General features: G+C 58.4%; 25 protein-coding genes and 1 pseudogene. 12 read left to right on the top strand and 14 right to left on the bottom strand.

The features are described 5' to 3' along the window. Nucleotides 1-678 precede the first annotated feature (678 nt). Both JCM25146_RS12190 and JCM25146_RS12195 read left to right on the top strand, forming a co-directional pair. Nucleotides 679-1656, top strand: a complete 978-nt coding sequence (locus tag JCM25146_RS12190) for a glycosyltransferase family 2 protein (RefSeq protein WP_025828267.1) — start codon at nucleotides 679-681, stop codon at nucleotides 1654-1656. 271 nt (nucleotides 1657-1927) lie between these two features. Beyond that, the gene (locus JCM25146_RS12195) at nucleotides 1928-2935 is read left to right on the top strand and encodes an ion channel (RefSeq protein ID WP_081774864.1); all 1008 of its coding nucleotides are present in this window, start codon (nucleotides 1928-1930) and stop codon (nucleotides 2933-2935) included. Nucleotides 2936-3035: 100 nt separating this feature from the next. Here the strand turns inward: JCM25146_RS12195 and JCM25146_RS12200 are convergent, their stop codons facing one another. Next, the gene (locus JCM25146_RS12200; protein WP_025828270.1) at nucleotides 3036-5219 is read right to left on the bottom strand and encodes an FUSC family protein; all 2184 of its coding nucleotides are present in this window, start codon (nucleotides 5217-5219) and stop codon (nucleotides 3036-3038) included. Between the two features lie 242 nt (nucleotides 5220-5461). Between JCM25146_RS12200 and JCM25146_RS12205 the strand changes: the two genes are divergently transcribed. Both JCM25146_RS12205 and JCM25146_RS12210 read left to right on the top strand, forming a co-directional pair. Further along, complete coding sequence (locus tag JCM25146_RS12205) at nucleotides 5462-5833, top strand: YidB family protein (protein WP_025828272.1); 372 nt, start codon at nucleotides 5462-5464, stop codon at nucleotides 5831-5833. Nucleotides 5834-5912: 79 nt separating this feature from the next. Further along, a complete protein-coding gene (locus JCM25146_RS12210; protein WP_025828274.1) occupies nucleotides 5913-6443 on the top strand; it encodes a hypothetical protein in 531 nt (176 codons plus the stop codon). Between the two features lie 18 nt (nucleotides 6444-6461). Here JCM25146_RS12210 and ccmI read toward each other — a convergent pair whose 3' ends face one another. Genes ccmI through JCM25146_RS12245 form a run of 7 tightly spaced genes read right to left on the bottom strand, consistent with a single transcriptional unit; the run spans nucleotide 6462 to nucleotide 11724 of the window. Then, entirely contained in the window at nucleotides 6462-7193 is a 732-nt protein-coding gene (gene ccmI, locus JCM25146_RS12215; protein ID WP_025828276.1) for a c-type cytochrome biogenesis protein CcmI, read from the bottom strand. 4 nt (nucleotides 7194-7197) lie between these two features. Next, nucleotides 7198-7671, bottom strand: a complete 474-nt coding sequence (locus tag JCM25146_RS12220; RefSeq protein ID WP_025828277.1) for a cytochrome c-type biogenesis protein — start codon at nucleotides 7669-7671, stop codon at nucleotides 7198-7200. Further along, nucleotides 7668-8243, bottom strand: a complete 576-nt coding sequence (locus JCM25146_RS12225; RefSeq protein WP_025828279.1) for a DsbE family thiol:disulfide interchange protein — start codon at nucleotides 8241-8243, stop codon at nucleotides 7668-7670. The genes JCM25146_RS12220 and JCM25146_RS12225 overlap by 4 nt, the downstream gene beginning before the upstream one ends. After that, nucleotides 8240-10225, bottom strand: coding sequence for a heme lyase CcmF/NrfE family subunit (locus JCM25146_RS12230; RefSeq protein ID WP_025828281.1), 1986 nt, complete (start codon nucleotides 10223-10225; stop codon nucleotides 8240-8242). Before JCM25146_RS12230 ends, JCM25146_RS12225 begins: the two co-directional genes overlap by 4 nt. Nucleotides 10226-10262: 37 nt before the next feature. Further along, the gene (gene ccmE / locus JCM25146_RS12235) at nucleotides 10263-10796 is read right to left on the bottom strand and encodes a cytochrome c maturation protein CcmE (RefSeq protein WP_025828284.1); all 534 of its coding nucleotides are present in this window, start codon (nucleotides 10794-10796) and stop codon (nucleotides 10263-10265) included. Further along, nucleotides 10793-10954, bottom strand: coding sequence for a heme exporter protein CcmD (gene ccmD, locus JCM25146_RS21630; RefSeq protein ID WP_081774862.1), 162 nt, complete (start codon nucleotides 10952-10954; stop codon nucleotides 10793-10795). The genes ccmE and ccmD overlap by 4 nt, the downstream gene beginning before the upstream one ends. Next, entirely contained in the window at nucleotides 10951-11724 is a 774-nt protein-coding gene (locus JCM25146_RS12245; RefSeq protein WP_025828286.1) for a heme ABC transporter permease, read from the bottom strand. The genes ccmD and JCM25146_RS12245 overlap by 4 nt, the downstream gene beginning before the upstream one ends. A 179-nt stretch (nucleotides 11725-11903) precedes the next feature. Between JCM25146_RS12245 and JCM25146_RS12250 the strand changes: the two genes are divergently transcribed. After that, complete coding sequence (locus JCM25146_RS12250; protein ID WP_025828287.1) at nucleotides 11904-12197, top strand: YciI family protein; 294 nt, start codon at nucleotides 11904-11906, stop codon at nucleotides 12195-12197. Nucleotide 12198: 1 nt separating this feature from the next. After that, on the top strand, nucleotides 12199-12618 hold the full coding sequence (locus tag JCM25146_RS12255; protein ID WP_025828290.1) for an EVE domain-containing protein: 420 nt from the start codon (nucleotides 12199-12201) through the stop codon (nucleotides 12616-12618). A gap of 96 nt (nucleotides 12619-12714) precedes the next feature. Here the strand turns inward: JCM25146_RS12255 and JCM25146_RS12260 are convergent, their stop codons facing one another. From JCM25146_RS12260 to JCM25146_RS24030, 3 genes are all read right to left on the bottom strand, one after another. Beyond that, on the bottom strand, nucleotides 12715-13050 hold the full coding sequence (locus JCM25146_RS12260) for a TIGR01244 family sulfur transferase (RefSeq protein WP_025828292.1): 336 nt from the start codon (nucleotides 13048-13050) through the stop codon (nucleotides 12715-12717). Nucleotides 13051-13157: 107 nt separating this feature from the next. Further along, the gene (locus tag JCM25146_RS19260) at nucleotides 13158-13631 is read right to left on the bottom strand and encodes a hypothetical protein (protein WP_242401104.1); all 474 of its coding nucleotides are present in this window, start codon (nucleotides 13629-13631) and stop codon (nucleotides 13158-13160) included. Continuing rightward, nucleotides 13535-13855, bottom strand: coding sequence for a hypothetical protein (locus tag JCM25146_RS24030; RefSeq protein ID WP_242401105.1), 321 nt, complete (start codon nucleotides 13853-13855; stop codon nucleotides 13535-13537). The genes JCM25146_RS19260 and JCM25146_RS24030 overlap by 97 nt, the downstream gene beginning before the upstream one ends. Nucleotides 13856-14104: 249 nt before the next feature. Between JCM25146_RS24030 and JCM25146_RS12270 the strand changes: the two genes are divergently transcribed. Then, a complete protein-coding gene (locus tag JCM25146_RS12270; RefSeq protein WP_025828294.1) occupies nucleotides 14105-14929 on the top strand; it encodes an EcsC family protein in 825 nt (274 codons plus the stop codon). Nucleotides 14930-15020: 91 nt separating this feature from the next. Here the strand turns inward: JCM25146_RS12270 and JCM25146_RS22520 are convergent, their stop codons facing one another. Continuing rightward, nucleotides 15021-15191, bottom strand: a complete 171-nt coding sequence (locus JCM25146_RS22520) for a hypothetical protein (RefSeq protein WP_159101994.1) — start codon at nucleotides 15189-15191, stop codon at nucleotides 15021-15023. Nucleotides 15192-15216: 25 nt separating this feature from the next. Then, the gene (locus JCM25146_RS12280) at nucleotides 15217-16191 is read right to left on the bottom strand and encodes a 2-hydroxyacid dehydrogenase (protein WP_025828296.1); all 975 of its coding nucleotides are present in this window, start codon (nucleotides 16189-16191) and stop codon (nucleotides 15217-15219) included. Nucleotides 16192-16371: 180 nt separating this feature from the next. Here JCM25146_RS12280 and aat point away from each other — a divergent pair. The 4 genes and pseudogenes from aat to JCM25146_RS19270 all read left to right on the top strand — a co-directional run bounded on the left by aat (nucleotide 16372) and on the right by JCM25146_RS19270 (nucleotide 19195). Then, nucleotides 16372-17012: pseudogene (aat, locus tag JCM25146_RS19265) on the top strand (leucyl/phenylalanyl-tRNA--protein transferase). 73 nt (nucleotides 17013-17085) lie between these two features. Beyond that, complete coding sequence (locus tag JCM25146_RS12295) at nucleotides 17086-17886, top strand: DUF4412 domain-containing protein (RefSeq protein ID WP_035372609.1); 801 nt, start codon at nucleotides 17086-17088, stop codon at nucleotides 17884-17886. Next, nucleotides 17886-18539 (top strand): hypothetical protein, encoded by a 654-nt coding sequence (locus JCM25146_RS12300; protein WP_242401107.1) that lies wholly within the window; start codon nucleotides 17886-17888, stop codon nucleotides 18537-18539. Before JCM25146_RS12295 ends, JCM25146_RS12300 begins: the two co-directional genes overlap by 1 nt. 92 nt (nucleotides 18540-18631) lie before the next feature. Then, nucleotides 18632-19195 carry a hypothetical protein gene (locus JCM25146_RS19270; protein WP_148299080.1) on the top strand — a complete coding sequence of 188 codons (564 nt, stop codon included), beginning with the start codon at nucleotides 18632-18634 and terminating at the stop codon, nucleotides 19193-19195. Between the two features lie 114 nt (nucleotides 19196-19309). Here the strand turns inward: JCM25146_RS19270 and JCM25146_RS25020 are convergent, their stop codons facing one another. Then, a complete protein-coding gene (locus tag JCM25146_RS25020; RefSeq protein WP_456303745.1) occupies nucleotides 19310-21703 on the bottom strand; it encodes an AsmA-like C-terminal region-containing protein in 2394 nt (797 codons plus the stop codon). 830 nt (nucleotides 21704-22533) lie between these two features. On the opposite strand from JCM25146_RS25020, the gene JCM25146_RS12315 reads away from it, so the two are divergent. Beyond that, nucleotides 22534-24178, top strand: a 1645-nt coding sequence (locus tag JCM25146_RS12315) for a [protein-PII] uridylyltransferase family protein (protein WP_025828303.1), incomplete at its 3' end; no start/stop codon positions are given.

Genomic DNA, 24178 nt, shown 5'->3' on the forward strand with positions numbered 1-24178 from the left:
AGACCAATACACGCAGCAAAAATTGCGCATACAATTGACGAAAAACTCGAGTTTTCTTTTAAATGTTTCATGAAGAGTGTTGAAAGTGCAGCAATCCCGGCGAGAGACAGTAATCGTGTCCAGCGTAAGTCCGGAATATTTGAAACCCAAATATAAATGGTGCTTAATATAGCGTAAATGGGTCGTCCACTTTGTGTTATCATGGACACGAGGTCGAACAATTGGGTGTGGGTCGATGCTATATAGAAATAATCATCGGAGAAACCGTAAATTGTCGTGAGGGACGTGATGTAAACAATGCTAAAAAAAACGAGATATGCACAGTATGCCAGAGCATCTTTAGCAATCTGACTGTTTAAAATGTTCACGAAATTTCCTTTACCATGACCATTTTTTCATGATTTACAGCCCGCTTTTATCTAACACCTAAAAAAAATGCTACATACTTTTGTGGTTCTATAACAGGGTAATATTTCCGCCGTATTCAGGCGGAGCAGGGGCTCATATTGAGCTCTGCAAGGCTCGGAGCCTGAGTGGACCAGCCTGATTGGCATATGCTACACAGGTCAGGTCATATATGGGATATCTAAGAAAAGTGCACAGATTTTATTGTTTTAGATATGCATGTGCAATTTTTCTTTTTTCAATACCATTATAGTGCAAGGAAATTCTTTTAATATGTCTGCAGAAGTTGATTTAAGTATTGTTGTTCCTTGCTATAATGAACATTTAGTTCTTGCAGAATTCCATAAAAGATTATGCGCAGTCATGGATGCTGTGGGGCAGGCATGGGAGGTCGTTTATGTAAACGATGGCTCAACCGACCAGACACTGGCAACAATCCGCGATTTGGAACGGCAGGACCCGAGGATTTCCAGTGTTAATCTCTCCAGAAATTTTGGTAAGGAAATTGCGCTGACCGCAGGGCTGGATTATGCGCGCGGCACAGATGGTGTGGTTGTTATTGATGCTGACCTACAGGACCCGCCAGAGGTTATTCAGGAGATGATCGCTGCGCGGTCTGATAATGTGGATATGGTTTATGCCCGCAGGCGGCTGCGGAAAGGGGAAAGTCTGCTCAAAAGACTGACTTCGTGGGGTTTTTACCGGATTATGACCAAGCTGGGTAATCGGATTGTTATTCCGCCAGACACAGGTGATTTTCGGTTCATGAGTCGTCGGTTGCTGAATGATCTGTTGCAGATGCGAGAGAGGCATCGCTTCATGAAAGGCCTGTTCTGTTGGGTTGGTTATCCGTCCAAGGAACTGCTGTATGATCGTGCGCCGCGGTTAGGTGGAAAAACCAGCTTTAACTACTGGTCTTTGTGGAATCTGGCTTTGGAGGGGATTACCTCATTTTCGGTATTACCTTTGCAACTGGCGACGTATCTCGGTTTTGCGGTGTCTTTTTTTGCGGCATTTTACGGTGTGTGGGTTATAATTTTTACAGTAATATCTGGCTCTCACGTCCCCGGTTATCCCAGCTTGATGACTGTTATTCTGTTTCTGGGCGGCATACAGTTGATGACATTGGGATTGATAGGAGAATACGTGGGAAGAATTTTCAACGAGACAAAAAATAGACCGCTGTATTTTGTTGAATCATATCATCCGTTTGTCTCTCAGTTAGAGAGAGAAGAGAATAGTGTGGAATAAATAGCCTATTCTGTTTCCAGGAAAATAAATTTGATGGGCTAATAGAATTAGTTCACAGTGTGACTTAATCAAAGCAATGTGTCATGTTGGAAGTTAATTAGATAACAGATACTTTACAGAACCGAATACACACATTTTAGATATACAGAGGATAACCGCAAGTTAAGCAGGTCTTCCATGCGTAATTCATGGAGCGAAAATGCGCATTGTTGTGTAAGACCGCAATAATGCGCAGGCTTTTTTGCATGGCTGTGCGCACGGAGCGGTGATTATGAAAAGATTTTTCCACCATTACAAAAAGCGCAATCATAAAGGGGAGGCAGAACGCCATACCAAGCTGGAGGACGTCACACCTGACCTCCATACCAAGGAAGGCGGGCGTTTCCGTCTGACCACCAAGGAGGCGGTACGGCGTTTTCGGGCACATGCGCTGGTGGAAGAAAAAAGCCACCGGGACGTGGTGCGCGTAGGGTTGAAAGATAGCGTATGGAGTGACCTCTACCACCATGCGCTTACGGCAAGCTGGCCTGCTTTTGCTGCTATTGCCGTTGTGTCTTATGTTCTGATCAACCTTGTGTTTGCACTGCTGTACATGTTGGCGCCGGGGCAGATTACCGGCTTGTCGCATGGTGTGCTGCTGTCTTTGTTTTTCTTTAGTGTGCAAACGCTCTCCACTGTGGGGTATGGCACCATGAGCCCGATTGGGGCCTATGCCAACGCGGTTGTGTCGCTTGAGGTCTTTGTGGGCATGATGTTGACCGCCCTTGCCACTGGCGTTGTCTTTGCCCGTTTTGCTCGCCCCCGTGCCCGGCTGATGTTCAGCAATATCGCTGTGATCAGTAATGAGGGGGGTATTCCTGCCTTATGTATCCGCATTGCCAATTTGCGGATGAGCGTTATTTTATCAGTTGATATTGAAGTCGCTCTGTCCCGTCTGGTCATGAGTGATAACGGACATCTGGTGCGTAAGTTTGACCAGCTTCTGCTTATGCAATCCCATGTGCCGGTCCTGCGCTTTGCTTTTGTTATGGCCCATGTCATTACCCCGGATAGTCCTTTGCACGGCAAGACCGTTGCTGAGCTGGAAGGGGAAGAGGCCGAAATTATTGTGACCGTAACCGGAACGGACGAGGCACTGGGCCAGACCGTGTTTGCAAGAACCGCTTACAGGTTCGACCGGGTGCAGCATAACCACCGTTTTGTGGATATTGTGCTCTCTCGCCCAGATGGGCGCATTACGGTGGATTATACCCGCTTTCATGATGTTGAAGCGCACTGAAGCAGCGCAGACCAACACCACCACACAATTCGCTCTTCTTCTTGTGGAGGGGGAGTAAGGTTAAGGGGAAAAAAACCTTAACCTTGTGGCAGGTTTTTAATCAGACCGCGCGGTAGGGTCGCGTTGCATCCAGGAAAACCGCATTGGCGTCCAGCTCGTGGGAGACCACGATCAGGTAGGCAATGGCGCGGGTTAGTTCAATGCGGGTAGAAATATTGGGCTCGACTGCTTCCATCCGTCGTAACGCGGTTGTGGCTACGCGTGCGGCATGGGCCGTGTGGCCGTATTTGCCTGTGAAGTGGCTCATCCGCTTCATCACAATTTCTATAGCCCTGCGTGCAGCGGGGGGGATCTGATTGCGGTGGAGTAGTGCGCGCAGGCGGATGATGTTCAGCCCTATGGTCATGGCTGCCAGCGTGCCTTGCAGGCATCCCTCAATAGTGGGGGAGGGCGTGGGGCCAGCGTGGCGGATCAAGCGGGCAAAGCGGTCAATGTTGCGGCCAATCCAGTCCCGCGTCATGGGTGTGGGCTCGGCCGAGGCCAGTGTGCGCAGGTCACGCAGCAGTGTCCGGCGCATGCGCCAGCGTTCTGCTGCACTGTTAAACGGTAATACTGCGCGGAAGATCAGCACCGCAAAAAACACGCCCAGCAGAATGGCCCATGTGGAATTGAACCATGTGACCTCATCCACCCGACCTTGGTTGAGAGGATGGACAAAGTTGGGCAGCAGCAGTGTGTAGGCGGCAGAATGCAGGGCCGTACCGGCATTACGGGCCGCCAGCCCCCCGGCAAACATTGGAATAGCCAGTGTTGCCACCAGCATTTCGTAATTGGCTTGCGTGGGTAGGATAAAAAAGACCAGAAAAAAGGCAACAAGTGCTGCCCATATGCCGCCGATCATAAACTGTGTTGTGGCAACGACCGGGTTTTCACGCGTGGCAAACAGGCCGCACACAATGGCTACAAATGTAATAAAGCCAAGCCCCGTTGGCCACGCCGTGCACTCCCACACCAGCCCGGCGGCACTGAGTGCTACAGCGGCGCGGACTCCATTATAAGCGGCCTCGCGCTTGTCCACGTGGGACTGAAGGCGGAAGTGGAAATGGTCGCCACGAATAAAGTGCTGGCTGGCATCGTATTCACGAATAGCCTGCTCCAACTCACCCAGCAGTTCATCCATGGCGTTGTGCAGGATTCGTCCGTCCAGCAGGGCGGAAATCTGGGCGTGTTCGTCTTCCAGCGTAAAAGCGGAGCCGATTTCATGCGTGAGCGCATCCACAATCTGCTGGTGGCATTCCGCGCGGAGCAGTTGCAGGTCGCGCAGGATCGCACGGACGCCGTTTTCCGTATTCAGCCGGTGCGGCAGTCCGCTCAGATAGGTGCTGACATTGGAGGCCGTCTGGCGGAAGATGGGCTGATCGGTCTGCACGTATTGCAAGCGTACGGTCATGCCCAACCCTCGGGAGAGCAGGACCGAAACAGCCGCCAGAGCAGCGCGGGCGTGGTCGCCCTCATGCCCGTGCGGTCCCATTTCGGCTTCAGAGAATTCGATCTGGTCGTTAATGGAGAGGATCGGCCCGAACATGGCGCGTGAGCGAATCAGGGCTTCCTCATCCCCCGCCAGCAGGCTTGCCACCGCTTCGGACACGTTGCTCAGGGCGGTGCAAAGTTTGTCGCGGATGTTGCGGCGTGCGGTCTCTGCCAGATTATGGGCAAACAGTCCCGCAACCGTGCTTTCGCACACAATGCCCAGCACAATATAGGTTGCGCGGGACATGGCGGTCATGAACACATTTTCGGGGTGTGGAATGGCACCTATGGCAATAATGGCCGTTGTGTAGCCTGCCAGTACCAGTGCGTAGGAGCGGAAGTTGCGCACAAGGGTGGCAAGCCCGCAGCATAGTCCCAACCAGATGGAAAGAGCGGGGAAAAACAGCCACGCCGTCTGGTTGAAAGCTGAAATGAGGGTGATGGACATGACCACCCCAATGGCCGTACCCACCAGACGCCAGCGAGCCTTGGACATGCTCTCCCCGCGGGAGCCCTGAGCCACGATCCATACGGTCATGGCGGCCCATTGCGGGTCGTCCAGTTCCATCCACAAGGCAATGACAAGGGAGATAAGTGCGGCCGCAGTTGTGCGCAGCGCAAAACCAATGGCCGAAGGCGTGGGGGCCAGCAGCCAGCCTAAAGGTAGCTTGCGCTGCACACCCGGCGGGCCCAGCGGGCGGAAGGTGCGCAGGCGACCGATCCTGTCAAGCAGGGGAAAAGAAAGACTGGGCACGATGGCTACTTTGTTGCAACAGAGGAAGGTCGGGATTCTGGTAATGACCGTAGACCGTTTTTCCCTTTTTTCCTTGTGGGTTCAGACGCATATCAGCTATCGCTTCTCAAAAGGGAAAGGTCGGTCTGCTACCAGCTTCTATTTATAACTATCGCATGGAGCCGTTATTCGGTCCATGATGATAATAAGGCCGGATCAGCCGCTTGGCCACCATGGTGGCGTATATGGGAAAGATGATGGATATGTCTGATTTCTTTCAGAATATTGTAGGTAAGGTTGAAAGCGTTCTGGGTGGGGATGTTCAGACTCTGCTCAAGCAGCAGCTCCAGTCCCTGACGCAGCCACAGACGATCCAGTCTCTGCTGGACCGGGCCGATCAGGCAGGTCTGGGGGACAAGGTGCGCTCATGGGTCAGCCAGAGCGGTAACGTACCCGCCACCCCGGATGAAATCCGCTCCATACTCGGCAGCGATGCCGTGCATGATCTGGTGGCAAAAACGGGCCTGCCAGCCGATGCCGTTGTTACGGCATTGGTTCATTTTCTGCCTGACGCGGTGGACAAGCATACGCCCGATGGCGTGCTGCCCGCAGCCGACACCACAAAAAGCGCCTGACCCGCAGGGAAAAGGCTGCACATGTGCGATGCATGGCACGGACGTGCATCGCACAGCATAATCCGTTATGGATGCTGCCATGACATTGGGTGAACGTATAACACGGATGGATAGCTGGCTGCTTGATCAGGTATGCCAGCCCATGGCGGACAGGCTGCCTGAACGCTTTGCAGCGTTTGATGCGGGCATGAGCTGCCAGTTTGGCTCTCTGCTGCTTTCCGCCGTATCCATTATTGCTGTGTTTGTGCTTACGGGCATGAACGACTTTGGCAATATGATTTTTAACGTGCTGGTCTGGTGCCTGTGCGTGAGCTTTTTTATCGGTCTTGGCCGCCTGCGCGTACTGGTTAAGCCAGGGCAGGCCAACCCGTTGCGGCACATGCTTGTCAGCGTGCGGATTATCTCCATCCCCTTTGCCCTGTACGTTGTGTATCAAGCACTCACATCTCCCCCCTCTTTTGGGACGGCTGTGTGGTTCAACGCGTTTTCCAACATCGTGTTTGTCGTGGGGTTGTATCTTATCTCGTGCCAGCCGCGCCCACCCCGCATGCGGGCGAAGGAAGATGTCTGGGGGCGTGGCTTTGCCCCCCGCCCCGGTGGTGGTTTTTAGGCTAGCGCGACTGAGCGCTCACGGGTTTTCCTGTTCATGCTCGCCTTGGGCAATGCGCCCCTGCACGGCAGAACGCCAGCCTGCGTCTTTAGGCGCTGCATCCAGCGCTTTGCGGAACAGGTCCAGCGCCTGTGCGCTTACATGGTGTTCTGCGCGGGTCATGGCCTCTGCCGTGCGTGCGGCCAGTTCCGGGTCAAAGCCCAGAGCCAATGCACGGCCCCATGCCTCTGCCGCCTGCGCATAGTGGTCGCCCGATGCCTGTAACTGGCCGAGCAGAAGGTAGCCCTGCCTGCGGTTGGGGTCATCGGCGGGCAGGGCACCAACGGCTTGCTGAAGCTGGGCAATAAGCGCATCGGTCTTGCGGTTCTGCATATGCTGGGCCACCAGCCGTGGCCCGAGGGGTTGGGCGGGCAGGTAGGGTGCGCCGTTTGTCAGGTACAGCGCCACTGCCAGCGCGGGGGTTGCCGCAAGTGCAAACCAGCCCAGCAGGGCCGAGCTTTTGGCCCGCGCAGCGGAGGGAGCCGCATCGGCCGAGAGAATACGGCGCTGGATTTCCAGCAAGGCTACGTCATGTTCGGCAGGGGCGATCAGGCCAATGGCAAGGTCACGGTCAACCTCGGCCAGTTGGGCTTCATGCAGGGCAAGGGCAGTGCTGCGTTCATCACGAATGGCACGCGCACGTCCACGCAGAGTTAAAGCCGCTGGGGTAAGTGCAAGCAGGCTGAGCAGCCCGATGGAAAACCAGATCATGCTCTCAGTCCTTTGTCAGTCTGGCCAGACGGGCCTTTTCGTCCTCAGTCAGAGGAGGGGGCGGGGGGGCGGACGCCCTACGGCGATAGAACAGAAAAGCCGTGCCTAGCCCCATGAGCAAGGCCAGAACAGGCATGGCCCAAAGCAGGAGTGTGCCAGCGGAAAAGGCAGGTTTAAGGCGGATGAAGTTGCCATAGCGGCTGACCATCCACGCCATGATCTGTTTGTTATCCTCACCCTTGGCAACATGCTCGCGCACAACGCGGCGCAGGTCGCGGGCAAGGCTTGCGCTGCTGTCTTCAATGGATTCATTCTGGCACACAAGGCAGCGTAACTGCGCGCCAATGGCCTGCGCACGTGCCTCCTGCTGTGGGTCACTCAGCATTTCGGACGGGTCGTCCACGGCCAGTACCAGAGCGGGCGTTGCCATAAGGGCAAGGACTGCCAGGCAGGCAATCAGTCTGCGGCGCAGCGTCATGGTGTTTGCAACCTGTGGGCTAATGGCAGGAGCACCGTGTTAATGGTGTCTTCCGTGAGCGGGGTTGCCGTGTGCCAGCGGATGACGCCGCCCGGCCCAACCAGAAATGTTTCTGGCACGCCCGAAATCCCCCATTCCATACCGGCCCGCCCCGTATGGTCATCCCCCAGATGCGTAAAGGGATTGCCAGAGTGGCGTAAAAAGCTGGCGGTGTTCTCAGGCTTGTCCTTGTAGGCAATGCCCCAGATGTCCAGCTTGCCTTGCAGGGTCATGAGTGTTGGCATCTCCGCAAGGCAGGGAATGCACCATGAGGCAAAAAAATTGATCAGGACCGGTTTGCTGGTGCGTTGCAGGTCCTGCGCCGTAAACCCTTCGGTTGGGGGCAGGGGTGTGAGTGGAAAATCTGGCACGGGCCGGTCGAGTACCGGCGCGTTGATGTCGTGCGGGTTGAACGAGCCGTGCTCCATGCCGTTCAGCATTTTCCAGAAGGCAAGGCCCGCAACACCGGCTCCGGCCAGCGGCAGGGCCATAAGCAGGCGGCGGCGGGTCAGGTTGTCAGTCGGTGTGCTCATGATACGCTCGTGGTTGCGGGGGAGGGTCTGGCCCGTTGGGGGGCACCAACACGCATACGCCGGTCAGACAGGGACAAAGCCCCGCCAAACGCCATAATCAGCGCGCCCAGCCACATCCATGGGGCCAGCGGGTTGTAATGCAGGCGCAGGACATAGGTGGGACTGGTGTCCGAGCCATGCCTGTCACCCAGAACGCCGTACAGGTCGGCAAGCAGGTTGGTATGGATGGCAACGTCTGTGGTGGTTTGGTTCTGGCTGTTAAAGCTGCGTTTGGAGGGGTGCATGACCGTAATCAACCGGCCATGACGCCGGACTTCCAGCGTTGCCACCATGGCCGTGTAGTTGGGGCCGGGTTCATCTTCCACCGCCTTGAGTGTCCACTCATAACCTGCCAGCTGTTCAGTGGTGCCAATGGGGACTTCCACAATTTTGTGCTGTGCCTGAGACATGGCGGCAAGGCCAAGCACGGTAATGCCAACACCCGCATGGGCAATGGCGGTGCCCACAATGGCGCGTGGCAGCATGCGCGCACGTTGGATGGAGGTGGCAAAAGATGTGCGGAACAGGCGTGTGCGCTCGGCAATGTCTGTCAGGCTTGCGGCAATAATCCACAAGGCAGCAGCGGCACACAGGATCGGCAGCACGCCAGAGAGTGTAAACACCGCCACGGCACAGGCTACGGCGGCCACAATGGCTGCCAGCCAGAGCTTTTGCAGCACGGGCCACAGTTGCGCACGCTTCCATGGCAGCATGGGGCCAAACCCCATGAAGATGAAGAGCGGCAACGCCAGTGGAATGGTGGTTGCGTCAAAGAACGGTTTGCCAACCGATATGGTGCGGTCAAACAGCAGGGACATGAAAGGCGGATACATGGTGCCGGTCAGCACCACGGCGCACAGGGAGCACAGCAGAATGTTATTGAGAACCAACGCCCCCTCGCGGGAGACGGGGGCAAACAGTCCACCAGCCGTCAGGGTTGGCGCGCGGTAGGCGAACAGAGCCAGCGATCCGCCAATCACCACCCCAAGCAGCCCCAGAATGAACACCCCGCGCGCTGGGTCGTTGGCAAAGGCATGCACCGAATTGAGAATACCCGAACGCACCAGAAACGTGCCCGATAGCGAGAACGAAAAAGTGCCAATTGCCAGCAGCACGGTCCAGATTTTAAGGGCTTCGCGCTTTTCCACCACAATGGCGGAATGGATGAGTGCTGTGCCGGTCAACCAGGGAATGAGGGATGCGTTTTCCACCGGGTCCCAGAACCAGTAGCCGCCCCAGCCCAGCACGTAATAGGACCACCATGACCCCATGGCGATGCCGCAGGTCAAAAAGCACCATGCCGCCACAGCCCATGGGCGTACCCACCGGCCCCATGCTGCATCCACTCTGCCTTCAATCAGTGCCGCAATGGCAAAGGCAAATGGCACGGCAAAACCAACGTACCCTGTGTACAAAATGGGGGGGTGGAAGGCCAGACCGGGGTCCTGTAGCAGGGGGTTCATGCCCTGCCCGTCCATGGGGGCGGGCCAGACCCGTGCAAATGGGTCCGATGTTGTCAGGCAGAACAGTTCAAACCCTGTTGCCACAAGGCCCAGTACGGCAATAACGCGGGCACGCAGGGCGGAGGGCAGGTTGCGCCCGAACGCTGCCACAGCAGCACCACACAGGCCCAGAATAAGAGCCCAGAGCAGAATGGAGCCCTCGTGGTTCCCCCATACGCCGGTGATTTTGTAGAGCAGAGGTTTGGAAACGGCACTGTTTTCGGCAATGTTCTGGACCGAAAAATCATCCGTAACAGCCGCGTAAACTAGACTGAGGAAGGAGACGCCAAGGGCGATCATCTGCCCGATGGCAAGGCCGGGAGCCAGCGCCATAAGCCGCACATCGCGCCGGGAGGCACCAATAAGGGGGATAATACCCTGCACGGCAGCCAGCACACAGGCCAGCGCAAGGGCGTAATGTCCAAGTTCGGGGCTTAACATATCAGGGGGGAGGCTCCCGTCTTCTTTTTCAGGCGGTTCAGTTCGGCGCAGTCGTGGGGGCGGAAAGGTTTTTGCCTGCGTCCTGCACGGTCATGGTGTTCCAGCTTGCAGCACTGGGTGGCGGGCCAAAGCGGGGGTCCCATTTGCCGGATTTTTTAAGGGCTTCCGCCACTTCCTTGGGCATATAGGTCTCATCATGCTTGGCCAGCACTTCGCTGGCGACAAAGTCATGGTCTGGCTGGACCGTGCCAATGGCGACCACACTCTGCCCCTCGCGGAACAGGTCAGGCAGAATGCCTTCGTAATGCACGGTTACGGCGGCCTGACCATCGGTTACGGCAAAGGTGGCGATGGGGGTTTCGCCGTGTTTGTCACGCTTGACTGAGCCTGCAACGACCATGCCGCCCAGCTTGACGGTACGGTCCGCCGGAGGGGGCGAGGCTTCTACCTGAGAGGGCGTTACAAAAAAAACAATGTCAGAAGAGAACGCCCGCAGGATCAGGGCGGCCGCGGTGCCAAGGCAGGCAACACAGGCAATGACAAGCCAGAGGCGACGGGTCTTGCGGGTCATGGGGTAAAGGGTGTTCCTGCGCTGCGGTTGTTGGTCTGCTCAAGGGCCGCCAATCTGGCTCTGGCGCGCCGGAGCCTGAGTGCGGCACCAATGGAGAGAACAAGTGCCATAATGGCGGCCAGCCCGTAGCTGGCAACAATATAGGGCAGATGGGTCATGCCGCACCTCCGCCACGGCGGGGGGAGGAGAGCAGGGCGCGGATGCGGCTTTCCATCACTGCCGCACGGGTGCGGGCCACAACAATGGCAGCAAACCCAAGCGAGAACCCGATGGTGGAGAGCGCAAGCGGCCACAGCATGGAGGCGGACATGGTGGGGGCTCCTGTCAGGGTAATGCTGTCAGGCTGGTGCAGGGTGTTCCACCATTGTACGCTGAACTTGATGATCGGCAGGTCCACAGCCCCGGCCAGCGCAAGAATGGCGGCGGCCCGGTAGCCGCGCTGCGGGTCATCAAACGCGCGGATCAGGGCGATATGCCCGAGGTAGAGAAAAAACAGTACCAGCACGGAGGTCAGGCGTGCATCCCACACCCACCATGTTCCCCACATGGGTTTGCCCCAGATGGACCCGGTCGCCAGACAGAGCGCTGTAATGCATGCCCCCACCGGCCCGATTTCCACCGCAGCAAGGTCCGCCAGAGGATGGCGCCATACCAGTGAGAGCAGGCCACACAGGGCCAGCCCCGCATACCCACCAGAGGCCAGCATGGCGGCAGGCACATGCACATACATAATGCGCACGGAATCCCCCTGTTGCCAGTCGGCGGGGGAGTAAAACAGCCCCCAGCCAAGTCCGGCAAGGGTAAAGGCAATGGCAGGCCATGTCAGCCAGGGCTGAAGACGCGCCCCCAGCTTGAGGAACCGGCCGGGGTTGGCATACCGGTGGAAAAAACTGCCAGTACGCGCGACAAGGGTCGGTGAGGCGCTCAAAAGTTGGTCTGCTCCGTCAGTCTGGTTGCAAGGCAGGGGGAATACCCTTGCCCGTGGGGGGCGATATGTCTCAAAGTGGGACTGCTGTTGTCTCCTTTATAGCATTATAAGCGGTCTGACACGATGCAGTTCTTCATGGGCGACCATGCCCGTAAGACACAACAGAAGGAAAAAGAGGCATGTTGTTCGCCATTATCTGTACGGATCGCCCTGACTCTTTGGAGCTGCGCATGGCCACCCGCGCCCAGCATCTGGCTTTTCTGGAACTGAACAAGGCGGCCATCCAGTTTGGCGGCCCGCAGCTGGGTGCGGACGGCAAGCCTTGCGGTAGCCTGATCCTGCTTGAGGCCGAAGACCGTGCCAGTGCGGAGGGCTTTGCCGCAGCTGACCCCTACGCCAAGGTGGACCTGTTTGAGAGCGTGATCGTGCGCCCGCTGCGCACGGTTTTCCGCGACGGGCAGCTGGCTGAATAACATGGCATTCTGGCTGATAAAGAGCGAGCCTGACGCATTCAGTTGGGATGAGCAGGTTGCAAACGATGTAGAGCCATGGACCGGAGTTCGCAATCATCAGGCCAAAAAGAACCTGGCCGCCATGCAGGTGGGGGACAGGGCTTTTTTTTACCACTCCAACGTGCAGCGTGCGATTGTGGGCGTGGTGGAGGTGGTGCGTGCAGCCTACCCTGATCCAACGGCCGAAAGTGGTGCTTGGGTGTGTGTGGATGTCAGGGCAGTTGGCCCCATGCCGGAACCTGTAACACTGGCTCAGATCAAGGCCGAACCGGGGCTGGAGGAACTGGCTCTTGTCAGGCAGTCCCGCCTGTCTGTCTGCCCGGTTTCGGCAGAGCACTGGCAGGCGCTCTGCCAGATGGGAAGGTGGACAGAAGGGTCTTGAGGCAGGTGCTGTCACGCCCGGATCAACTTATTGTGACAAAGGCCGCCTAACCGGGCGGCCTTTGTTTTGTCGTGCCGTGTAGTGGTTGGGTGCGGCTCAGGACTGTGTGGCCAGCATCCATGTCTGTGCCGAGCGGTTGCCGGAGCGACAATAGGCAAAATATGGCCCCGGCAGCGTGTTGAGCACTTCCTGCGTTTCAAGCACCACGTCAGAGGTGGGGGGCACGCCAGAGGCCACGGGAATGGCAATAAAGGTCAGGCCAGCCGCGCGCACGGCCTCGCCAATGGTTTCTGCCGTGGGCTGGCCTGCTTCTTCGCCATCAGGGCGGTTGCAGATAACGGTTTTAAACCCGGCTTCCTTGATTGCGGGAATATCGCTCAGTGCGATCTGCCCTGTTACGGCAAAGTCAGGAGCAATGGACTGGTACTTCATGGGGTCTGTATCCTCTGGATGGTGGACCTGATGGAGGAAGGATGCGGTTTTTGCGCCTTAATGCAAGGGGTGGGGCAGAATCCACTGCATGGCGCATACCGCAGGCTTTAGCGGTGAATAAAATACATGTCCGAATACAGGTTTTTAAGGGCCGCATGGTCCGCCATGCAGTGGCGGATAAGCAGGGCGCGCAAGCCCACAGCTGCCTGCTGCACGGACGGGTCTGTGCTGTTTGTCTGCAAGGCTGGGTAGTGCGTCATGCAGGCCTTCAGGGTGGGGTTGTCCATGTCCACACCGCTGCTGATCTTGGCTTTCAGCGCATCGTAATACTGGGACACCTCGGTGTCGGAGTTCCATTTAACCAGTGATGTGTCTACTTTGCCGTTGTGCATGAAGTAGGCCACGGTCATGAATCCCGTTTCCGGCGCATGGCTGCCCACCTGCACGGTCATGCGGCAGGCCCGCTGGGAGTAGGGCGGAAAGTTCACATTCGGCATGGCTGTGGAGGCCGTAACCTTGATGTGCGGCAGGCTGCCCGGTGCGGGGGCCGATGCCTCCTGCGCATCAACATCCGTGCCCATGTGGCTTTTTGCCATGCTTCTGCCAGAAGTGGGTAGTAACGGATGGACTGGCACAGGGCTGGGTCCGTGCGGGCGTCGGCCAGCGCCATGTCGTAGGTTTTGTGTTCGGGTGTGGCGCAGGCGGCCAGTGCCAGAATGGAGGCCATGCACCCCATACGGCTCAGGTTATGGCCATGTGTGGTACGGTTTGCGCGTGAGGAAAAAAGGCGGAAAAGACCAGCCATGAGGAAAGCTCCTTAAAAGCGGCACGGCGTTAAGCCAGATTCTTCATGAGTTGTGTAAGGGCTGCAGGCCACGCTTACAACGCTGTTTGTGTGGACGCAGGGGAGCGCGTTGTAACAGGTCATCTGTTTTTCATGGGGCCAGCCTGTTATAATTGCCCCGAATACATAGCATTACGGCGCTCACGCGGCGCCGGTTGTCGCATTTGCTGTAAATGAGGCAGGTAGCAGGCAGGAAAGGCACGTATGAGCATGAAGGAAACAGCAGGCACTGCCCTGACCCCACTGGCGCTGAGTGGGCGCGAACTGGGGGAACTTGAAACAGCTCTGGTTGCAGTGGAATCCGGGCGTGGCGTTCTGGTGCGTCTGGCGGATCTTATGGGGGGGGCCGTTGGCCATGCTGCGCGTTTGGGCATGCGGGGTCTGGGCATGGCGCCCAATATGGAGCAGAAGCTGCGCGCATTGGCCGAAACCGCCATTACCCGTGCGTTTGATGTGGCCGTGCTGGGCATGAAAGGCCCGGCAGATACAGCCATGGAGGAACCGCGCTGGCGCACACCGGGCCTTCAGGCGGCGGTTGCGGTATCGGGCGCTGTGGGTGGCTTTGCAGGGCTTGCGGGGCTTGCACCAGACATCGGCTTTACCACCCTGACCATCATGCGCGAGATTGCCCGGATCGCCCGTGAGGAGGGCGAGGACCTGAGCCAGCCAGATGCCCGACGCGCCTGTCTGGAGGTGTTTGCCCTCAAGGCTTTTCCCAACCGCAGGAATGGCGAGGAGAGCGAACTGGGGTATTTTTCCGCCCGTGCCGTACTGCGTGGCCGCCCGGTTGTGATGCTGATAGCCGAAGTGGCCTCGCATTACGGGCTGGCTCTTGGGCAAAAAATTTCCGTCCAGCTTATGCCGGTTGCCGGGGCTTTGTGTGGTGCATCGCTTAATACAGCGTTTTTCAACCACTACCGTGCACTTGCCCGCGCACATTTTACCATTCGCAGGCTTGAGCGTGAGCACGGCCCCGTAGTGCGGGACACTGCACTCGCCCTGCGTGACAGCCTTGAAGGGCGCGAAAAGCTGTAAAGACCAGCCTCCCCCCATTGCGTACAGTGTTCCGCATGGGGGGAGGCACAGGGCTGCTTTACGCGGCCCCGCAGCCCTGCCGGACGGGCTTTTATTTTTTGGACGGTGCAGGCGGGTCTGCGCGCTCCAGAAATGTCGTGATAACGGCCATAGCCAGAAAACTGATCGCCAGTACCCGTAAAACGCCCTGATAATGGAAGGCCGGGTACCAGAGCAGGGCGCAAAAGCCTATGGCAAGGGTGCAGAACAGCCGCATGGTCATGGTATGTGTTTCCCCTGTTGCAGGTTTACGCGCTTACGCCAGAAGGCAGGGGCCTGCCTGCCGCCAGAGCACTGACGTTATCAAGTGCCAGCATGCCCATGGCTGTCCGGGTTTCCAGTGTCGCGCTGCCCACATGGGGGGTCATGAACAGGTTGGGCAGTGACAGCAGCGCCGGGTTGGGGTTTGGTTCGTTGCGAAAAACATCCAGACCGGCAGCAAATAACTGGCCGGAGCGCAGGGCCGCAATCAGTGCATCTTCATCAATCAGGGAACCGCGTGCGGCATTGACCAGCACACTGCCGCGCGGCAGCAGCCCAAGCGTGCGGGCGTTGATAAGCGGCGGGGCTGTAGGGGAGCCGGGCATGTGCAGGCTGAGTATATCGCAGTGCTGCAGCATGTCCTCCAGCGTGTCAAAATAGGTGGCGCCAGCCTCTTCTGCCGGGTCAAGTCGCCGCCGGTTGTGGTAGAGGATGGACATGTCAAACCCGCGTGCCCGTTTTGCAACGGCCTGCCCTATCCGGCCCATACCCACTATGCCCAGACGTTTGCCTGTTACGCGGTGGCCCAGCATTTCGCCCATACCCAGTGTATGCCCCCATCCCGCCTTCATGAGCGTATAGTATTCAGCCGCCCTGCGGCTTGCGGCCAGAATCAGCATGATGGTCAGATCGGCATTGCAGTCGGTCAGTACGTCGGGGGTGTTGGAGACGGCAATATTACGCGCGAGCAGGGCCGGGACGTCCAGATGATCCAGCCCGACGCTGACTGTAGCAACCAGACGGACACTCTGCGGCAGGGCGTCCACGTCCGCCCCTTTCAGGGGGGCGGTGTGTGTCACCAGCACAGCAAAGGGCTGGTAAGCATGCGCAAGTTCCAGCAGGGCTGCTGTGTCCAGTGCCTGTTCTGGCGGAGGGGGAGCATTGAACTCGGCGCGGATGCGGTCTTCCACCCCGTCCAGCAGGCGGGAAGAGCGGATCAGGCGTGGGGCATCGGTGGTCACAAAAAATCTCCAGGGTGCGGCATGGTGGGCCGGTCAGGGATGTGTTTATGTCGCCCGGCAGGGTAGCATATCGGGCCGGGTGCGCTACACCGTATGCGGGTCATGGCTGATAACGAGTGCGGCAAAAGCCGGTTGCACGTTAACTGGTGCCGAAAAAAACAACATGGGAGCCAATACGACATGCCCGATGGCCTGACGCCAGAACTCATGCTGGGGGCTTATGCAGTAGGCCTGTTCCCTATGGCCGAAGGCGAAGATGACCCGACCCTGAGCTGGTATGACCCCGACCCGCGCGGCGTCCTGCCGCTGGAGACATTCCATATTCCCAAACGTTTGCGACGGACGGTACTGTCCGGCCGGTTTGAGGTGTGCGTGGACAAGGACTTTCCCGCTGTCATGCGTGGTTGCGCGGCTCCAGCCAAAGGGCGGGAGAGCACGTGGATCAACAGCCGCATTTACCAGTTGTTCTGTGCGCTGCACACCATGGGGTTTGGCCATAGCGTGGAATGCCGCGTAGAGGGGGAGCTTGTGGGCGGTTTGTACGGGGTTGCACTCGGTGGCGTATTTTTGGGGAGAGTATGTTCAGCAAGGTCACGGATGCCTCCAAGGTTGCACTTGTGCATCTGGTCGCCCGCATGCGCCTTGGGGGCTTTATTCTGCTCGACACCCAGTTTGGAACCGAGCATCTGGCCCGTTTTGGCGGGGTGGAAATTCCGGCCGCAGACTATAAGCAGCAACTTGAGCGCGCCGTAAGCATGCAGCCCTGCTGGCCCGATGTGGTGGCACCCGATATGCTGGAAGCAGAAATTCGCGGCATGTAACGCCGCCAGAACTTGAACAGACAGTCTGCTCAGGGCCGCGCGCATAAGTGGCTTTGGTCGGGCAATAACGGAGATGGACTTGGTGACAGACAAATCTTTATCGGCCTGCCTACGTAGCCTGCGTGTATCGGGCCTGTGCGCAGCGGGCGTTCTGGGCGTGTCTGCCATTACTGCTGCCCCCTCGCATGCCCAGCTTGCAACCGACCATCCGCGCCTGACGCCCGGGCGTGATGCGGTGATTGACTATGTCTTTCAGCCCCGCCCGACCGAACAGGATTTGCAGGCCGGTGCCAAGGCGGACACACCCGTTGCCAGCCGCCACGTGCAGGTACTGTATTCGGGCGATGGCGGGCTGATGCGGATTAACTATATGACCAGCATGGAAGGCGACCAGAGCCGTGGTGCGGTGATTATCAACCGTGCGGCACAGGAAGTGCTGGTGATTATCAACGATCGCCACATCTACACCCGACTGGTGCAGCAAGAAGGGGTGCGCAACCCATTTTTGCTGGATATGTCCATGCAGTTTACCAAAACGGGGAGCAGCGTGGTAGCGGGCCAGCCCTGCACCACATGGCGGGCGGTTTTTGCTCAGGGCAAGGCCGAGACCTGCGTGACGGATGACGGGTTTGTGCTCCAGCAGGATGGCGTGGATGTGGACGGGCTTAACGGTAGCCTGCGCGCCACAAAGGTGGCGTATGACATTGTGCCGGTCAGTGCTTTTCAGCCACCTGCCGGTTTTGTGGAGGTGACGCCACACTCACCCCGCCCGGATGCTGCAACGCAGTCCCAGTCTCAACCTTCCACCACAGGTGTTGGTCCTACGGCCACCTTACCCACCGGCAACACCAACCCGGAAGGAGAGAACCGGTAATGAAAGGTCATTCCATGCTCTTGCAGCGTAGTGCCATGCTGGTGGCAGCCCTTGGGCTGGCATGCCCCGTAGTGGTCGTTCAGGCCCAGACCACACCGCAGACGGCAGGCTCTACCACAACCAGCGCGCCCGACGGGGCAGGGGCAGATGCACCGGCCATTACCCCATCGGTGGATGTGGATGTGGAGTATGAGCTCGCCTCCCCCCAAGGGGATGTCAGCACCCGCCAGCGTATGCGCTGGCAGACTGCTACCCTGCGTCAGCGGTTGGACCCGGACAAATCCTCCGTGTTCATGCTCACGTCCTGGAAGGACAGAACCCTGAGTGTGGTGGATATGGGGCGCAAGCGGGTAAGCATCATGCCCGTACCCGGCACGCAGCAGCTGACACCACCGGGGCAACCCGCAACGACAGGCTCCTATGCACGATTGGGGAGTTCCGTTGTGGCGGGTGAGCAGTGCACAGTGTGGCGCACAAAAGATACGGATGGCCACCCGACGGATGCCTGCTACACGGCTGACGGCCTGCTGCTACAGGTAGCGCAGGGGGGGCAGATTACGGTGCGTGCACTTAGTGTACGGCGTGCGGCCCAGCCAGACAGCCTGTTTGTCATTCCTTCCGGTTTGCAGCAGGAGGCCCCCGCACACCCGTAACAGCGGCGCACAGGGGCCAGCGGTGCCAACGGGCAGGAAAGGGATGGAATGCGGAACAGAAGCTATGGCCACACCACGGTGCTTCTTGCGTTATGTGCTGCCTGTGGTGCGCTGCCTCGCGCGGCGTTTGCACAGGGGGTAGCAGAGCCAGTGACGGTCTGCCTGAGCGCACAGGCGGCGCAGCAGCGCAAACACTGGTTGTTGTTCCCTCGGGCACGGTATTTGCCACACAGGCTCCGGGCGGCGGACACCCCGAGCGCGCGCCTCCCGCGCAGGCGCTTGTTACAACCGAAACTATAACCCTGACCCATATGCAGCCCTGCACAGGCGCGGATGCGTCGAGCGTTGTCTCTCACACCCGCCACTGGCTGGGCGAGAAGGTCCGCCCCCGTACTGGTCTGGTCCTGCGCGCGGTAGGCGAAGTCAGCGGTAATGGGGTGGATACGGATATGGGGGATGAGGATGCCTCCCTACGTGGACTGGTGCATGACGGCGCGCTGAGTGCCACCATAAACCACACCGTGCAGGACCCCGTGTTTTTACAAGAAAGCGATGCAGATCTGCCCGATGGAGGGGGCGGGGTGGATACATCCGCCTCCCGCGCTGCGGCATCGGACCTGCCGTCGCAACATACGCTGCCCCCACAGGCGCATTAGTCAAGCATACCAGCGGAGCTGGCGAGGTGTGTGTTCAGAACATCTCGCGCAATGCGCCGGGCAGAAAAATGGAATAGGGGTTGATGTGCAGTGTCGGGTCTTCCAGCTTGCCCGTCACGCCAAAGGTAATGGCCAGCAGCCCCCCATTTTTTCCGGGCTGAACAGCCTGCCAATGCCCGGTAGCTTGCCGGGCAGGGTGTTCAGGGCAAATATGGGAACTACGGTGCCGTTCAGGTCTATGCTGTTACGGTCAAGGTTGACCCTGCCCTCCAGAGTGGCACCCAGTGCGGTATTGCCTGCCGTGCCATCATGAATTTCCAGCACACCATCTTCAAACGTTACAGGCATGTTCATATGCGTGACCTGAAAGTCATTGGCATCCTGAGCATTGAGCCAGCCATAGAGTGAGATATTGCGCGCGACCTGAAGGGTGGTTGGCGCCTTTTTGAGCGTAAACGGCGTAACACTGAGCTTACCGCTAAAGGGGGCAGCGGGTAGTGTGTCATCAAACGTGCCGTCCAGTCTGGCCTGCCCACCCTTGACGTCGGGTAGAATGCCAAAAGCTGCCAGAAAAGCTCCCATGTCGGGAATATGCGCATGCAGGGTACGGTTGGCCCCTGTTGGCATAAGGCTCATGCTGGCAGTAACCGGACCTTGCATGGTAAAATGCATTTTTTCCAGCCGCAGGCCGTTGTCTTCAAAGTAGGCCTGCACGGTGCGCAGTGGTTGCTTGTTCTTGCTGTACCAGAGCTGGTTGGCGCTCAGGTCAATGGCCCATGCCGTGCCGGGGGGGCCGTGCAGCTTGCCGGTTGCGGCCTCTGGTACGTGGTAGTTCGTGGGTTTTTTGGTTTCTGCCGTCGTGTGCTCATGCTCGTCTCCATCCACTAGGGGGGAGAGGTCGAGCGTGTCGGCATAAACGCCAACATGGATCATGTTACCAGACTTGTCCTGCGGCAGTACCAGTCTGGCATGGCCACTCGAGCGCGCGATCCGGAAGGAGGAAATAATCAGTTCCGGTGCATGTCCGGCCCGTAGCTGTGCCTTGCCAACAACGCTCATGTCCGGTCCAGTGGCCTGAAGGCGATCAACATTTGTAATCTGCCCTCTGTCCAGCATCAGGGTGGCGGAGGCCTGTGCGGGCTGCCCTGCTGTTTTGTGCCACATGGGGATGTGAATATCCGCGTGGTTCAGATCCAGATTCAGACCTACCGTGCCGGTATGGTTGGCAAGTTGCTGATAATCTACGGCAAGGTCCGCGCTGCCATCAAAATGTTGACCAGTGGCAATACCCGCTGCCAGCGCCGTATCGGGGGTTATGCGTGTTGTCAGGTGAGCTTTTTCCGCGACGGCATCAGGGGGGAGGGAGCGGAAGTCCATATCGTATGTCAGTTCGGAGGGGAGGCCGCCAATAACCCCGCGTCCGCTCAGGGCCAGACCATCTGTGGTGACATCCAGCCCAAAGCGGGCATTGGCCACGTCCCGTCCGGCAACAACATTGCCCATGGAGGCATGGCTGACATCGGCATGGCTGTGGATGCTCATGTCGTTAATGGTCACACGGCTGATCAGCGGCAGGCTTAACCCCAGATGCAGCATGGCTGCGCCACGTGGGCGGGTCAGGCTGAGCGGATGGCGGGAGAGCAGGTGCAGGCGCGGTTCTGCCAGCAGGGCCATAACATCCTGCAAGGGGCCGCTCAGGTCTGTTTCTATAATGCCGGTCTGGTCTTTTTTGGTCAGGCCGACAATATCCATGCTGCCCGGTCCGGCCTCAATGCGGCCTGTGCCGGACTGGCCGACGTTTTTGCCTGTCCGGTTTACAAGCTGGTAGCCGTGGTCAAAATGGATGCTCAGCTTGTCCGGGCTGACAATATCCAGCCGGGCATCCAGCCCCTGAATGGGGGATATGGGGCGCAGCCAGTGGATGGTCAGGCCCGTTGCGTCTATTCCGCCCTGTATGCTGGTCAGTTTGATGCCGCTCCAGCCTCTGGTGCTGCCCAGCTCGGCAGTGGTTACAAGGTTGGTGGCGGTGCCGGTTGTAATGTTTTCGGTTACCCATTTTTTACCGCCTTTGGCGGCAAGGCTTGGCCAGTAATAGGCCAGGTCCTCAAACGTCACATGGGGGATGGTCGCACTCAGGCGGGCGTTAATACGACCGGGTTCTACAAGGTCGGAAGCATTGAGCGTGCCGCTTACGTTCACACTCAGTTCGCGTGTGGCGTCATTGGGGGTGCCGGGGTTGCGCAGAAGCAGGTTAATGGAGGGGATGGTAATCTGCGCAGGTGTGCCCTGTGTCTGGCTCTGGTCAAGGTGGACGGCAATGCTGGCCTTGCCGTGGTCCACCTCATAGCGTGAGCCACCGGCTTCCACTTGTCCTGCGCCAATCAGGGCGGTCAGTTCCAGCGTGCTCGGCAGCAGCCATGCGGCTTTTGCGCTGGGTATGAAAAACGTGTCTGCCGTGATGCTCAGGGGAATATTGATTTTGGCCAGTTCGGGGCGGCAGGGGGGCAAAGGTGGCGGGGTTGAGCGTGTTGGTGCTCAGGTGCCATGTAATCCGCTGGTTATTATCAGTGGGCGCGCCGTGTGCGCTCAGCACCAGTTTGGCGTCCGGGGTGTTCAGTGGGGCAATGCTCAGTTTTACGTCGCCACTCACACCCGTGCCATGCCCGATTGTATGCAGACGCAGGTTGACCCCAATGTCGGATGCCAGCCAATGGGTGCCGGTCAGCCGGTCATCCATGCTTATGGTGGCATCGTCTATATGGGCTTCTTCCAGCCCATAGGTTTGCAGGCCGGTGTTCTGGTGGGTCTGGGGTGTTGCGGGCAGGTCGAGGTCAAACCCCACGCTGCCGTCATGGGCGCGGCGCAGGGCCAGATGCACGCCTTTGATATTGATGGTACGCAGCTTTATACCCCCATGCAGCAGGGCAAGCGGGTCGAGTGTTACGTCAGCCTCATGCACGGTGTTGGGGGCTGTGTTGTCTGGCGCAATAAAGCTGAGGTCCTGCAAAGCGACTGTTATGGGGGAGCTTATGCTGCCGTCACGCAGGCCTTTCCAGCGCAGTTCAGCGTGACCAAGGCGTAGGCTGACCGCAGGAGGGGCGCCATGCCCGCCCTTGATCAGGGTAATGGGCAGGAAAGGCCGGACCAGAGGCGTAATGTCGAGCGGGCCAAGTGCCACGCGGTCCAGCAGCGCTGCAGTCCCCACAAATGGCAGGGCAACCAGCACGCATGCGCCAATAATCAGCGCACGGGGAATTTTTGTTCCCGCAGGGGGGAGGTCTCTTGACCGTTGGGAGTCAACGCAGCAAGCCTTTATGGTTCACAGTACGGGCCATATCATGACGCAGGCAGATCATTCTCTCTTCCGTGACGTAAGGCAGACCCGCAGGCAAGGCCCGCGGACATGGCCGGATGCAGACTGGCCTGCCCCGGCGGACAGGCACAAGGCCACCGTATTTGTTGAGGACATGCTGGAACTGGCCAGCCAGAGTGGTGTTGCAGCCTCTGTTATGGCGCAGCCGGGGGCGCGCGCGTTGATGTTGTGCCTTGGCGGGAACAGTCCGTATCTGTCCGATCTGGCGCGGGAGGATATTCAAGCCTTTGCGGCTCTGCTGGACAAGGGGCCAGATAGCTGTGTGCTCGATGCTTTTGCAACATGTGCGCAGTTTGACGCCACATCGGGGCGAGAGTATGTCGCGGCGTTCCTCCGACATGCCAAAAAGCGTATAGCTTTTATTTGCGCAATTGCGGATCTGGGTGGCGTCTGGTCTTTGGAGGATGTCACGCAGACCCTCAGCCGTCTGGCTGAGACCGCGCTCGAACTCGCGCTCAAACATCTGCTCTGGCATGCCAGCGAGGCCGGGCAGCTTGAACTGCCACACCCCGAAAACCCAACACAGGGGTGTGGGCTGGTGGTGCTGGCCATGGGTAAGCTTGGCGCGCGCGAGCTGAATTTTTCATCCGACATCGACCTGATAGTGTTGTACGACCCCACAACCTATTCCCAGTCAGATGCGGTGCGACGTGTATTTGTGCGTATGACTAGCGATCTTGTCAGCCTGATGGAAGCGCGCGATGCGAATGGCTATGTTTTTCGCACTGATTTGCGGCTCAGACCCGACCCGTCCTCTACGCCGCCTGCGGTAACAGTGCAGGCCGCCACATTATATTACGAAAGTCTGGGTCAGACATGGGAGCGCGCCGCCATGATAAAGGCGCGCGCCGTGGCGGGGGACCTTACGCTGGGGCGGCGCTTTTTAGCGGCCATCAGACCCTTTATCTGGCGCAAACACCTCGATTTTGCCCTGATAGACGATATTCATGACATGAAGGCCCGCATAGACCGCTACCGCAAGGCGGGGCGTACGGACCTTGCACAACTGCCCGATTCTGTTCTGGCGGACCCGGATGCCAGCCGGGAATGGCTTTTGGGCCATAACCTCAAGCTGGGGCAGGGCGGCATTCGCGAAATTGAATTTATTGCCCAGGCCATGCAACTGGTCTGGGGTGGGCGCGAGCCCGGCCTGCGGGACAAGACCACTTTTAGCGCGCTCAAAAAACTGGTGGGTTCGGGCAGGCTGCCCCGTGCGGAAGCCGAGGTGCTGGCCCGCACCTATCGCTTTTTGCGTGATGCGGAACACCGCCTGCAAATGCGCGCTGACCACCAGACCCATAGTCTGCCCGACACGGTGGCAGGGTTTGATGCATTTGCCATTTTTATGAACCACCCCGATGGGCAGGCACTGGCGTTGGACATGCTGCCGCGTATGCGTGAGGCACGGCGGATATTCGAGCGCCATTTTGTTATCCAGCCACCACAGGACGGCATGGAAGCAGGCAGTGTGCTCATGCCCGGCCCCGAGGAGGGGCAGGTGGCCGAACTGCTGGAAAAATATGGTTTTCCCCCAGCACAACTGGTGGAGGCGGCACAGGTGCTGGGGCGGTGGAGTGGGCAACGGCCTGCGCGCCTGCGCTCGGAGCGTG

Source organism: Acetobacter okinawensis JCM 25146, from assembly GCF_000613865.1.
Lineage (GTDB): Bacteria > Pseudomonadota > Alphaproteobacteria > Acetobacterales > Acetobacteraceae > Acetobacter > Acetobacter okinawensis.